Here is a 13,144-nt window from a genome sequence, read left to right as displayed (position 1 = left end):
AATGTGATGTCATCAGGCTGTCGAGGCTCATCCTCTTACAGGTCCATCAGGTAGGTATTCATGCCGGCAGCTGCGGTGCGTCCATCGCCCATGGCAAGGATCACGGTGGCTCCACCGCGTACGATGTCCCCACCGGCAAAGACGTCGCTGAGCTGACTCTGATGCCTCTCCTCATCCACCTCGATGGTCCCATGGCTGCTGATCTTGAGTCCCTCGAAGTGGGTCGGGATGATGGGATTGGGCTGGACGCCGATGCTGACGATCACCTCGTCCACCTCCACCTCGATGATATCCCCCTCGATCGGTACGGGACGGCGACGGCCACCCTCGTCAGGCTCACCGAGACGCATATGCTGGAGTCTCATCGTGGTGACGTGACCGCTCTCATCGGCAAGATACTCGATGGGGTTGTAGAGGTTCATAAAGTCCACGCCCTCCTCCTTGGCGTGCTCGATCTCCTCCCGGCGGGCAGGCATCTCCTCCTCGCTCCGGCGATAGACGATCATCGCATGCTCTGCTCCGAGGCGTAAGGCTGTGCGGACGGCATCCATGGCGGTATTGCCGCCACCGATGACGGCTACGCGCTTGCTGTGGTAGATCGGTGTATCTGCCCCGGGGGTGTTGGCGTGCATGAGATTGACGCGCGTCAGGTACTCGTTGCTCGACATGATGCCGATGAAATTCTCTCCCGGGATACCCATAAAGCGAGGCAGACCGGCACCGCTACCGACGAAGATCGCCTTGAAGCCCTGCTCCACCAGATCCTCGTAAGAGAGGGTCTTGCCGACGATCACGTTGGTGTGGAAGTCGATTCCCATCTTCTTCAGCTTATCAATCTCGAAGTCTACGATCTCATTGGGGAGCCGAAACTCTGGGATCCCGTATCTCAGCACGCCTCCCAGCTCGTGGAGAGCCTCGAAGACGGTCACCGTGTAGCCCATCTTGGCGAGGTCACTGGCACAGGCGAGTCCGGCAGGACCTGAGCCGACGACAGCCACCTTGATCCCCTTCTTGTCGGCACAGATCTGCGTCGCAGGGATCTTGCCGGCTGTGATCTGCTCCCGCTCCCAGTCGGCGACAAAGCGCTCCAGGAAGCCGATCGCCACCGCGGGGTCACCGCTCTTGGTGTGGATGCATCTCGCCTCGCACTGTCTCTCCTGAGGGCAGACACGACCGCAGACACCGGGGAGGGAGCTGGTCTCGTGGATTACGTCGATCGCTTCCTTGAAGTCTCCCCTCTCGATATTCTTGATGAAGGTGGGGATATTGATCGCCACGGGGCAACCCTCCATACAGGTGGGCTTAGCGCAGTCGATGCAGCGCCTTGCCTCCACCATTGCGGTCTCGCTAGAGATCCCGAGAGCTACCTCCTCATTGTTGTGAGCGCGAGTCTTCCCCTCCTGTGTCGGCATGACGGCACGCGGGATAGCCATCCGCTCCTTGGTCTTCAGCTGATTGCGCAGATCAGCACGCCAGGCGGCCTTGCGCCGCTCTTTTACCAGTTCGTAGTCTACGTTCATCTCCTGCTAAAGTCTAAGTTTGCCTCTCTATTTTTCTGCTCCTCGATGGGCTTGAAGGCCCTCAGGCGCATCATCAGTTCGTCAAAGTCCACTTGGTGGGCGTCAAACTCCGGCCCATCCACGCAGACAAACTTTGTCTCCCCACCCACGGTGACGCGGCAGGCACCACACATACCGGTGCCGTCGACCATGATCGAGTTGAGGGACGCTAGGGTTGGGATCTTGTGCTTCTCCGTCGTGAGGGCAACAAACTTCATCATGATGGCCGGACCCACACAGATCACCAGGTCGACCGGCTCGCGCTCGATCACCTGCTCCAGTCCGAGGGTGACCACCCCCTTCTGTCCCATCGTCCCGTCATCAGTCATGACGATCGTCTCGTCAGCCACCTCACCGATCATATCGTCCATAAAGATGAGGTCCTTTGTGCGGGCACCGAGGATGGCGATCACCTTATTTCCCGCCTCCTTCATCCCCTTGATGCTGGGGAAGAGCTCCGCGATACCCACTCCGCCACCAATGCAGACGACGGTGCCGTACTTCTTGATCTCCGTCGGCTTGCCGAGGGGACCTACGATGTCAGTGATCTCATCACCTACGTTGAGGTGAGTGATCTTCCAGGTCGAGACGCCGGCCGCCTGTATGATCACCTCGATGAGACCCTCGTCAGGCCAGGTATTGGCGCAGGTCACGGGGATCCGCTCACCCATCTCCCCGACGCGGAAGATGATGAAGTTGCCCGGTCTGCTCGACCGCGCTATCAGTGGCGCCTCAATGGTCAGCGCGACCACACGCTCGGAGATCTGCTCCTTCTTGACTATCTTATACATAATCGGCACATTAATGATACTACATTCACAGAGATGGGATCTCGACTGCTGTCGGCACACTCGGGAGACCTCATCGCGAGAGCGACGCACGACCCCTGACTGTCAAGCCCCGGAGTTTCCGTCACCTCTATGCGACAAATGTAGCTAATTGTTTGGTAAATTCTTTTACCGGTGCCGTCACCTCTGCACATAAATTTAATCCCAAGAAAAACCATGTTTGCCAAGGATACTGTTTGCCGAGCATAATTAGGCTAGCTCGCATTTTGATGGAGGCCGGGAGGGGGAGGAAAAAGAGATTGCCCTTACTGTGGTGTTCATAAGGGAGAGGTGTCTAATGCCCGATGGATAGGAGCTCTATCTAATACCGATATTAGTGAAGTCTAATATCGGTATTAGGCTTCACTAATATCGGTATTAGAGATTTCCCTGAGGAGTGGGCTACTTGGGTAGGGGTGATGAATTTGAGCTTCACAGCTATGAAGCGTGCACCCGCAAGGGGCGCTTCGCTCCCCACTCTTCACAATGAGTCGAGTGGCTTCTGTACCACTGTGCGTCACCCCTGCCGTCACTCTTGCTTGCCTTTTTGGGGTGGACGGATCCTCGGTGAGGGGGTGCCTCTGCGGGCGGATAAGCATTTGCAAAGGTTTCGAATAGTGGTATATTTGTGTCAGATAAGCACATTCATGAATACGCGACTATGAATCAAAACAGTCTCTATTCGATCAATCAACTCTCAGAGGAGGAGATTCTTCGGATCCTTGATATGGCGGAGTGCTTCGAGCGTCAGCCCAATCGTGACTTTCTGCAGGGTCGCGTGGCGGCGACGCTTTTTTTTGAGCCTTCCACCAGGACGCGTCTCAGCTTCGAGACCGCTGTCAATCGCCTTCGCGGTCGGGTGATCGGCTTCTCCGATGCGCGTGCCAGCAGCACGTCAAAGGGCGAGAGCCTGCACGACACCATCAAGATGGTCTCCAACTACGCCGACCTGATCATCATGCGCCACTTCCTCGAGGGGGCGGCCAAGTATGCCAGCGAGGTGACTGAGATCCCGATCATCAATGCCGGCGACGGGGCCAATCAGCACCCCTCGCAGACGATGCTCGACCTCTACTCGATACGCAGGACGCAGGGCGGGCTGGAGGACCTCACGATCACGATGGTGGGGGATCTGCGGTTTGGGCGCACGGTCCACTCACTGATCGAGGGGATGAATTACTTCCACCCCCACTTCATCTTCGTCTCTCCTGATATGCTGGCCCTGCCGGCGGAATATAGGGACTACTGCGATGAGCACCATATCCCGACCGAGTACTCGCACGAGTTGACGCCTGAGATCATCGCCCAGACTGACATCCTCTATATGACGCGGATCCAGCGGGAGCGCTTTACGGACGATGAGGACTACGAGGCAGTGAAGGACTCCTTTATCCTCCGCGCCGAAATGCTACGGCCGGCCAAGGAGACGATGCGTGTCCTTCACCCCCTCCCCAGGGTCAATGAGATCGCCATGGATGTGGATAGGACGAAGTACGCCTACTACTTCACTCAGGCGCAAAATGGTCTCTATGTCCGTGAGGCTCTGATCTGTAGGGCTCTCAATATTCCTGTCACCGAGTAACCAATGCACGAGTACTATGACTAAAGTAGAGAAAGGTCAGCTGCGGGTCAATGCGATCAAGAATGGGTCGGTCATCGACCATATCCCTGTGGAGCACCTCTTCAAGGTGGTCCGTCTCCTCCACCTTGACAGCCTCGATGTGCCTATCACCATCGGGCAGAACCTCCGCAGCAAGCGGATCGGACAGAAGGGGATCATCAAGGTGGAGGATAAGTTCTTCACCGAGGAGGAGCTTAATCGCCTCGCTCTCGTCTCGTCAGAGATTGTGATCAATGTGATTCGTGAGTACGAGGTGGTGGAGAAGAAGTACGTCACCCTGCCGGATGACATTCGCGGTCTCGTCCGGTGCCCCAATCCCAAGTGTATCACCAATAACGAACCGATGAAGAGCGCCTTCCGACTCCTCAATCGGGAGCAGGAGATCATGCAGTGCGAGTACTGCACCCGCAAGGTGCATCGCGGCGAGATCGTCCTTTGCGATGAGTAATAAGACTGAGTATAAACCCTATCAATAGAGTAATCATGAGTAAGAGTAATAAAGGTAGCCTGATAGCCATTGTCGTCCTCATCCTGCTTGTCCTCTGGGCGGTCGTCGCCGGCATTAGCTTTAATAATAAAGCGGTGCAACAAGAGGAGGGCGTGCGCCAGGCGTGGAGCCAGGTGGAGAATCAGTATCAGCGCCGTGCTGACCTGATCCCCAATCTTGTCAATACGGTAAAGGGCTACGCCACCCATGAGCGGGAGACGCTGGAGGGTGTCGTGGAGGCACGTGCCAAGGCGACCCAGATGACTGTCGACCCGACGAAGATGACCCCCGAGGACCTTGCTGCCTATCAGCAGGCTCAGGGTGAGCTCTCTCAGGCTCTCGGTCGACTCCTCGCCGTCTCGGAGCGCTACCCGGATCTAAAGGCGAATGAGAACTTCAAGGCTCTCCAGGTACAGCTCGAGGGAACAGAGAACCGCATCTCCACGGAGCGGAAGCGCTTCAACGAGGTGACACAGGAGTATAATACCTTTGTCCGCAAGTTCCCCAATAACATCTTTGGCTCTATCTTGGGCTTCAAGGCTAAGCCTTACTTCGAGTCCGTCGCCGGTGCGGATCGTGCCCCTGAGGTGAAGTTCTGACCGTGAAGCGGTTCTTTCTCCTTCCCCTTACCCTGCTCCTGCTGCTCCTCTCCGGGGTGGCAAGAGCTGAGGAGCGGGACTATCGCCCTGAGGATGTACCTAATGTCCAGAAGCAGGACTACCGATGCTTCGTCAGCGACCCGGAGGGGTACTTCACGCCGGATGAGCGGTCGGAGATTGACCGAGCTCTCTACGACCTGAGAGAGCGACACACTGTGGAGGTGGTGCTGGTGGTGCTGCCGGCGATTGAGAATGATGACCCGGAGACCTTTACGGAGGAGCTCTTCCAGCTATGGGGACTTGGTAAGGCCGAGGATGATAATGGTCTGCTGATCCTCTATGTGACCCAGAGGCGACGGCTGATCCGCTTCGAGACCGGGTATGGTCTCGAGGGGGCGCTACCCGACGCCGCCACCTACGGCATCTCTCAGCGGATCCTCATCCCGGGGATCAAGGAGGGAAGGTCCAAGGATGCCTTCCTCGCAGGGATCGGTCAGATAGATACCTATCTCAGCGAGGGCTATGACCCGTCCAATGATGGGAACGTCGACTACACCGACGATGAGATGAGCGACGAGGATCTGCTGACGATCTTCGCCGGCTATGGGATCCTCTCTTCAGTGGTGGCGGTGCTGGCTCTGCTGGGGCTCTTCGGGCGGGTCCGTCTGGGAGGGACTCCGGCGGAGAAGTACTCTATCATCAGGCGAAGAGGGTCGGAGGTACTTCCGATGGCGATAGGTTTCCTGCCGGGATTTCTCCTGATATTCCTCCCTGTATACCTTTGGCTGAAGTCGAAGTGGCAGCGCCGCCTCAAGGACTGTCCCTACTGTGGCTCTCACGGTACCATCACCAGACTGAGGTATCCCAATAACCTCTCCTATCTCAATGCCGGAGAGGCTCTTGAGGAGAAACTTCGGAGTGTCGCCCATCCGGTGCTGGTCTGTGATCAGTGTCACAGGTCGCAGGTGATGAGCCTCGACAGAGACTCTCGGGAGTACTATCGCTGTCCATCCTGTGGCGTGAAGGCTTACCACGCTTCTGTCTCTGTCAATGCTTATGGCAGGCAGGTGACGGTCGGTAAGTGTGAGCACTGCGGTCATACCGATCGGGCAGAGCGTATCCGCCGTCGGGGTAGTGGCTTCGGACCGGTGATCTGGGGTGGGGGCTTCGGTAGCGGTGGCTTCGGCGGAGGAGGTAGCTTTGGCGGTGGTTTTGGTGGTGGCGCCTCCGGTGGCGGTGGCTCTACAGCCGACTTCTGACCCCTATCTCTACTACTGCATCCGACATCTCGTGTAATGACCTAAGGCTCATTGTGCGAGATGTCGGATGCGGTGTTTTTACTCATGGGTAAAGCCGCCGAATGAAACTCTCCTTGTACGGCTAATACGGTCATATATCATTGTGCTGTATGGAGCGAAAGATCTGGTCAACTCACTTGATCAGGTCTTTCGTCTGTTCTATTGGTCACGCAATCTTAACATCGAGTACACCTCATAGAAATACAATTAACATACTTTTGCCGTGTAATAAATAGAAATAATTACTAACGTTTACTCGGCAATTTATTTTGAAACAATGAGTTACAGCACCAGATCTTTCCTCAAGTGCTTCTTGTCAGGACTGCTTGTCTCCGCTCTTAGTTCCTCTGCAGTACTGTCATACGCAGAAGAGAAGGAGCTCCTAAGGGGAGTGGTCCGTGACGCGACAGGGGGTACACTTCCCGGTGTAAGTATTGTCGTGCAGGAGACTAAAGAAGGCACGGTCACGAGGGCAGATGGGGAGTATGCCATCAAGCTACAGGTCGGGCAGAGAGTCAGGTTTTCCTACGTGGGCTTTGAGGATATCACCGTTGTATGGGATGGGACATCTCCACTCGACATCACTCTTAGGGAGAATACCGACCTGCTCGACGAGCTTGTTGTAGTGGGATATGGTAGTCAGAAGAAGGTCAATCTCACTGGTGCTGTGAGTCAGGTCGGTGGAGATGTCCTTGAGAATAGACCCCTACCTAATCTCGCCAGAGGACTACAGGGGATGATCCCAAATCTAAACATATCAATGCCCGATGGTAGCCCCACTCGCTCAGTGTCCTTCAATGTCCGAGGTAGGACTTCCATCGGCGCTGGCGGTTCGGCCCTTGTACTCATCGATGGCGTAGAGGGAGACCCGTCGATGATCAATCCAAATGACATAGAGAGCATTTCTGTACTCAAGGATGCGGCCTCATCGGCGATCTATGGATCTCGTGCTGCCTTTGGGGTAGTCCTCATAACCACAAAGAAAGCTGCCGAAGGGAAGATCCAAGTGAACGTATCAAGTAACTACTCGATCAATCAGCCCACCGTTGTCCCCAAGCTCAATACTGATGGGTACTCATGGGCAAAAAACTTTGCTGATGCCTTCAACGCCTGGTATGACTATAAGTCCTTCCCTATATCGGTGAATAACATATATCCCTTTTCGGTAGAGTATCTGGACGCACTCAAGGAACAGGACATAAATCCTAATGCACCCGAAGCAATCTACAATGAGAGTAAGGGGCAGTACTGGTACTTCGGGGATACAGACTGGTACAAGATGATATATAAGAGCCGATCCTTCGCGACGGAGCAGGCCGTATCAGTCAGCGGTGGGTCAGAGAGAGTCCGTCTGTACTCCTCTGCCAGATATTACTTCCAAGACGGGATCTTTAATTACAATGCTGACAAATTTCATAAGTACAATCTTAGGCTGAAAGGCTCAGTAAAGATCACCCCATGGCTAACATTTGATGAGAATGTGGAGTACAATAAGTACTCGTATAAGTATCCGATGCTATCAGACGGGGACGGGAATATCTGGCGTCAATTTGAGCACCAGGGCTATCCGATCGCAGTGCTACGTAACCCGGACGGGACCTATACACACTCAGCGGTATATAATGGTGTGGCTGCATTTATCGAGCAGAAGAATAAGTCCCTGACAGACTATGACTCTACAAAGTCCATCAGCAGCCTGACAGGGTATGCACTTGACGATAAGCTGATGGTCAAGGCGGACTTTACATTCTCTAAGTCATTTAGGGAAGAGATGCGATCAAATAACTACATCGACTACAGCATACGTCCGGGCGAGGTCAGGCGCTTCGGGAAGAGTCAGCTCAGATCATATAATGAGCGCATATCATACCTCGGCGGGAACGTCACAGCCCAGTACAAGGACACGTTCCGGGATATGCACCACCTTACGGCTCTCCTTGGCTACAATATCGAGAAGCAGTCATCACGCCGACTGAGTACGTCCAGAGACGGACTCTTGTCAGAGCAATTGCCTGACTACGATCTGATGGATGGCCTCAATTACAGTATAGGAGGAGGGGGCAGCGACTGGTCGTTTATGGGTCTATTCTACAGACTGTCGTATGACTATCAGGGGCGTTATCTGATCGAGACTAATGGCAGGTACGATGGGTCTTCAAAATTCCCTGCGAGTCAACGCTTCGGATTTTTCCCGTCACTCTCAGTGGGATGGAGGGTCAGCGATGAGCCCTTCATGTCCGCAAGTCGCAGCTGGATCGACAACCTCAAGATACGTGCATCTTATGGCTCACTCGGCAATGGTAATGTCCCTCCCTATAGATTTCTGGAGACGATGGGAGTGGGTCAGACCTCTGTGCTGCTCAATGGTGTCCGGAAGACCTATACCTCTATGCCCAATGTCATACCTGACGGGCTCACCTGGGAGACTGCCAATACGATCGATATTGGGCTGGATGCCAACCTTTTCAACAATCGATTGGAGGTTGTCCTGGACTGGTATGATCGGCAGACGAAGGATATGTTTACTGAGAGCAAGCCTTTGCCGAGCGTCTTTGGTAATAAAGTCCCCTTCGGCAACTATGCGGATATGTCGACGACCGGCTGGGAGGCATCCCTCTCGTGGAAGGACCAATTTGATCTTGGAGGGAAGGACTTTCTCTGGAGTATCAGAGCGTCTGTGTGGGACAGCACGTCTAGGATTACGCGGTACAATAATGATGAGATGATACTGGGGAAGCACTACAAGGGCGAGGTCATAGGCGAGATATGGGGGTACGAGACCTTGGGCTTCTTTAAGGACGAGATTGATATCAAGACTCACGCTGACCAGAGCTACCTGCAGAACTCCAATAACAGGGTCTGGCTCCCCGGCGATCTGAAGTTTGCGGACCTAAATAATGATCACGTCATCAATCAGGGCTCAAACACTGTTACCCACCCGGGAGACAGGAGGATCATCGGGAACAGCTCTCCACGATACCAATTTGGACTCAATATGTCAGTCAATTGGTCCAATATTGGACTCTCACTTTTCTTCCAGGGCGTAGGGAAGAGAGACTGGTATTTCTCGCCGGAGGCGGGGCTCTTCTATGGTCCTTACAATAGACCGTATGGATACCAGCCTACCTATCTTATCAATAATCACTGGACAGAGGAAAACCCTGACGCCTACTTCCCCCGATTTAGAGGGTATACAGCTCTGGGGACTAAGAGATCACTAGGGGCACCTCAGACCAGATATCTGCAGGACGCCAGCTACATCAGACTAAAGAATGTCACCCTTACGTATAACCTCGACTCCTCTGTCCTAAGCAAGCTCAAGCTCACACGTGCTCAGCTGTATCTGACAGGTCAGAACGTACTGACATACTCTAATCTCTCCAAGCACGCTCCAAACTTCGATCCCGAAGTGATCGAGAATCCAAAGAAGGAACTCACTAATGGACAGGGGCAGGGCTACGCTTACCCGATGCTGAAATCCTGGACTGTCGGTCTCCAAATCACCTATTAAGCACCATACAATGAATAATCTAAAGAGAGCAGGCTGTGTCCTATCCGCTCTGATATGCCTGGCGTCCTGTACTGACTTCCTGGATCTGTCCCCTATAAATAAGCTGTCCCCAGAGGATTACTTCAAGTCGGAAACAGAGCTGGAGCTGTACGCCAATTCCTTCTACCAGACTATGTTGCCTAGTGGACTGTCCGTTGTTAATAGGGATGGGATGGGGGACTTTACGTCAAAGACCAGTTCGCCGACCTTCATCGCAGGAGCCTATAGCCCAGTTAACGAGGAAAAATGGGACTGGACTAGCATACGTAACATCAATTACTTCATAGCCCAAGCCACTGCATCCCCGGTTGAGGAAAAGAGCAAGCGCCACTTTATAGGTGTAGCGAGGCTCTTCAGAGCCAAGGAATACTTCGACAAAGTGGTCACCTATGGAGATGTCCCATGGTACAGTGAGCCTATAGACCCTGATGACGAGGAGCAGCTGATGCGGCCACGAGATCCGAGGGCAATGGTGATGGACTCGATCATGGCAGATCTAGACTACGCCGTTGTCAACCTCCGAGACATCAAAGATGAGAGTGCAACCACCATCACGAAGCAAGTAGCTCTAGGACTAAAGTCCAGGATCAGTCTATTTGAGGGTACGTACAGAAAGTACCATCCTGAGCTTGGTCTGCAGGAGTCCTCTAAGCATTTCCTAGAGGAGGCCGCCGTCGCAGCGAAGCAAGTCATGGATTCCGGTAAGTATCGTCTCTACTCCACAGGACATCCAGACACGGACTATCGTACACTCTTTATCAGTGAGAAGCCGGTTGTAGAGGAGATACTCTTCGCCGTAGAGTACAATAACGCTCTGAAGCGATGGCATAACATCACGTGGAAGTACAATAGTGCCACTTACGGAGCCAGATGGGGACTCAATAAGCAATTCGTCAATACCTATCTGATGAAGGATGGCTCTCGCTTTACTGATCGCCCCGATTATGATAAGATGCTATTCGTGGACGAGATGAAGGATCGTGACCCAAGGCTATCTCAGACGATCAGATCCTTAGGGTACAAGAGAAGTGATGGAACTCCGGCACCGCCCAACTTTGGCTACACCTTCACCGGGTATCATATCCTCAAGTTCAGTCTTGACGATAAGCGACTGGATGGCGTAGGTGAGTCTTACAACTCAGTCACCCTACTTCGTTACGGAGAGATCCTGCTCAACTATGCTGAGGCGATGGCTGAGCTGGGGAAGTTTGATCAGACGATATGGCAGCTTACCATAGCTCCACTTCGCGAGCGTGCCGGCGTAAGTCCGGAGATCCCCTCCTCGCCAGACCCATATATGCGGGAGACCTACTTCCCCGAGATCCATGACAAGTATCTACTCGAGATCAGACGTGAGAGAGGCATCGAGCTCTGCTATGAGGGACTGCGGTATAGAGATCTCCTCAGATGGCATAAGGGGGATCTGCTAGAAATGCCATGGAAGGGTATCTATGTCCCATCTATGGATACTCCCATGGATCTGGATGGCAATGGGACACCTGACGTCTCCTTTGTCAAGAAAGCTCCGTCCAAGAAGACACCGGGGGTCATCTACTATGTCATCGATGGCACCTCAGCTGTCCTGTCAGAGGGAGACAAGGGAAACGTCCTGTGGAGAAATGAGGAGAAGAGAGTATTCAGTGAGAAAAAATACCTTCATCCCATCTCCGAGGAAGATATGGTGCTCAATCCTAATCTCAAGCAAAATCCCGGGTGGAAATAATCAATGTGAGTGTTTTATATAAATCCAAGTAAACGACATGAAGATCAGAACACTAATCGTAGCCCTGATGATGTGCAGTAGCCCTCTGTACGTTTGGGCTCAGAATGTAGAGGGTGACGGCATGCTCTACTTACAGGAGCAGAGACGTCCGGAGATGAGAGAGCTGATAATGATCCCAGCTGTGGGAGAGTATACTGTCCTCAAGTGTGACTTCCATATGCATACTATCTTCTCAGACGGGCTGGTATGGCCTACGATCAGGACGCAAGAGGCATGGGAGGAGGGACTTGATGCTCTGGCCATTACAGACCATATCGAGTACCATCCCCACCACGATGACGTCTCCACGGGACACAATCGTGCTCATGAGATCGCTCAGGAGGACGCCCTGCGGAGGGATCTAATACTGATCAGGGGGTCAGAGATCACACGAGACACCCCTCCGGGTCACTTCAACGCTATCTTTACGACCGATAACTCTCTCTTTAGCGAGGACAAGAGCAGCGAGCAGGACATAGAGAGCATCAGGGCAGCGAAGGCGCAGCGAGCATTCATTTTCTGGAATCACCCCGGCTGGAAGCCCAATATCGAGGGCTCCTATACCTGGCTCCCATTTATCGATCAGATCTATCGTGAGGGAGCTCTAAGGGGGATCGAGGTGATCAATGGCTTCGGCTTCCACAAGCGTGCCCTGGACTGGTGTGTTGATCACAATCTCACCGTGATGGGTACGTCTGATATCCATAACCTGGTACGACATGACTACGATCGTACAAGAGGATTCATTCATCGCACGATGACATTAGTGCTTGCAAAGGATCGCTCCGCAGATGGCATCAGAGAGGGGCTGGAGGCCGGTCGTACGATCGCCTGGGCCGGTAAGCTCCTTGCCGGAAGGGAAGAGAATATACGGGCAATCTTCGATGCTTGCGTCTCTATCAGCGGATCGTATCACTGTGCCTCGGGGAAGAAGGCGACCACCAATTACTACACGATCAGCAATAATAGCGATCTCTACTTTGAGCTCAATCTCCTATCCGATGAGGGTACCAAGAGAGTCGTACTCTACCCGAGATCCTCTCAAATACTGACTGTAAGAGCAGGTCAATCCTCGGTATCCTATGAAGTAAGCAATACATACATCAGGAGCGATAAGCACTTGACTGTAACTTTTGATCTGTGATCGATCGGACGAGGTCACTAAGAGAAGAAAAAGGGGTGTGCCGGGTGTATTGATCTCTGGCACACCCCTTTTGATAGGCTCCTGCTCCATCGCTGAGGTAGTGTGATCTTTCTGGGGTGAACATGCGGACAATGAGTCCTAAAAAAGTCTCCTTGTCGGACGAATCTCAGTAGGATGTCATTTAAACCGATCTCGCTAGGTAGAGTAAAGGCTCGTATGGCTTATGCGTGAGGGAGATAATTTTTGCAGTAAGGAGACCATAGGAGAAGTATGAGACTTTGACTCCTTCCAGAGGTG

9 protein-coding genes are annotated in these 13,144 nt (G+C 53.3%); 7 read left to right on the top strand and 2 right to left on the bottom strand.

Features of this window, described 5'->3' with window-relative positions; all coding sequences use genetic code 11:
- Positions 1-35 precede the first annotated feature (35 nt).
- Positions 36-1,520, bottom strand: coding sequence for an NADPH-dependent glutamate synthase (gene gltA, locus QZR17_RS02415; RefSeq protein WP_297127214.1), 1,485 nt, complete (start codon positions 1,518-1,520; stop codon positions 36-38).
- A complete protein-coding gene (locus QZR17_RS02410) occupies positions 1,517-2,350 on the bottom strand; it encodes a sulfide/dihydroorotate dehydrogenase-like FAD/NAD-binding protein (protein WP_297127212.1) in 834 nt (277 codons plus the stop codon). Before QZR17_RS02410 ends, gltA begins: the two co-directional genes overlap by 4 nt.
- Before the next feature lie 697 nt (positions 2,351-3,047).
- Here QZR17_RS02410 and pyrB point away from each other — a divergent pair.
- The 7 genes from pyrB (at position 3,048) to QZR17_RS02375 (ending at position 12,847) form a co-directional block, all read left to right on the top strand.
- Entirely contained in the window at positions 3,048-3,968 is a 921-nt protein-coding gene (pyrB, locus tag QZR17_RS02405) for an aspartate carbamoyltransferase (RefSeq protein ID WP_297127209.1), read from the top strand.
- A 16-nt stretch (positions 3,969-3,984) separates the two neighbouring features.
- Positions 3,985-4,455: an aspartate carbamoyltransferase regulatory subunit gene (pyrI, locus tag QZR17_RS02400; RefSeq protein ID WP_297127204.1), complete on the top strand. Its 471-nt coding sequence runs from the start codon at positions 3,985-3,987 to the stop codon at positions 4,453-4,455.
- 35 nt (positions 4,456-4,490) lie between these two features.
- On the top strand, positions 4,491-5,093 hold the full coding sequence (locus QZR17_RS02395; RefSeq protein ID WP_296164709.1) for a LemA family protein: 603 nt from the start codon (positions 4,491-4,493) through the stop codon (positions 5,091-5,093).
- A 2-nt stretch (positions 5,094-5,095) separates the two neighbouring features.
- Positions 5,096-6,352 (top strand): TPM domain-containing protein, encoded by a 1,257-nt coding sequence (locus tag QZR17_RS02390; protein ID WP_297127200.1) that lies wholly within the window; start codon positions 5,096-5,098, stop codon positions 6,350-6,352.
- A 316-nt stretch (positions 6,353-6,668) separates the two neighbouring features.
- Entirely contained in the window at positions 6,669-9,902 is a 3,234-nt protein-coding gene (locus tag QZR17_RS02385) for a TonB-dependent receptor (protein WP_297127197.1), read from the top strand.
- 10 nt (positions 9,903-9,912) lie between these two features.
- Positions 9,913-11,664 (top strand): RagB/SusD family nutrient uptake outer membrane protein, encoded by a 1,752-nt coding sequence (locus QZR17_RS02380; RefSeq protein WP_297127194.1) that lies wholly within the window; start codon positions 9,913-9,915, stop codon positions 11,662-11,664.
- A gap of 37 nt (positions 11,665-11,701) precedes the next feature.
- Complete coding sequence (locus QZR17_RS02375) at positions 11,702-12,847, top strand: Sb-PDE family phosphodiesterase (RefSeq protein ID WP_297127190.1); 1,146 nt, start codon at positions 11,702-11,704, stop codon at positions 12,845-12,847.
- Positions 12,848-13,144: the final 297 nt, after the last annotated feature.

It is taken from the genome of uncultured Porphyromonas sp., assembly GCF_900541275.1.
Taxonomy (GTDB): domain Bacteria; phylum Bacteroidota; class Bacteroidia; order Bacteroidales; family Porphyromonadaceae; genus Porphyromonas_A.
This window is presented reverse-complemented; position numbering and strand designations above follow the sequence as displayed.

What these genes read in the sequence shown, in the direction of transcription:
- gltA (WP_297127214.1), bottom strand. Translation starts at nt 1,520, where the DNA reads ATGAACGTAGACTACGAACTGGTAAAAGAGCGGCGCAAGGCCGCCTGG.
- QZR17_RS02410 (WP_297127212.1), bottom strand. Translation starts at nt 2,350, where the DNA reads ATGTATAAGATAGTCAAGAAGGAGCAGATCTCCGAGCGTGTGGTCGCG.
- pyrB (WP_297127209.1), top strand. Translation starts at nt 3,048, where the DNA reads ATGAATCAAAACAGTCTCTATTCGATCAATCAACTCTCAGAGGAGGAG.
- pyrI (WP_297127204.1), top strand. Translation starts at nt 3,985, where the DNA reads ATGACTAAAGTAGAGAAAGGTCAGCTGCGGGTCAATGCGATCAAGAAT.
- QZR17_RS02395 (WP_296164709.1), top strand. Translation starts at nt 4,491, where the DNA reads ATGAGTAAGAGTAATAAAGGTAGCCTGATAGCCATTGTCGTCCTCATC.
- QZR17_RS02385 (WP_297127197.1), top strand. Translation starts at nt 6,669, where the DNA reads ATGAGTTACAGCACCAGATCTTTCCTCAAGTGCTTCTTGTCAGGACTG.
- QZR17_RS02380 (WP_297127194.1), top strand. Translation starts at nt 9,913, where the DNA reads ATGAATAATCTAAAGAGAGCAGGCTGTGTCCTATCCGCTCTGATATGC.
- QZR17_RS02375 (WP_297127190.1), top strand. Translation starts at nt 11,702, where the DNA reads ATGAAGATCAGAACACTAATCGTAGCCCTGATGATGTGCAGTAGCCCT.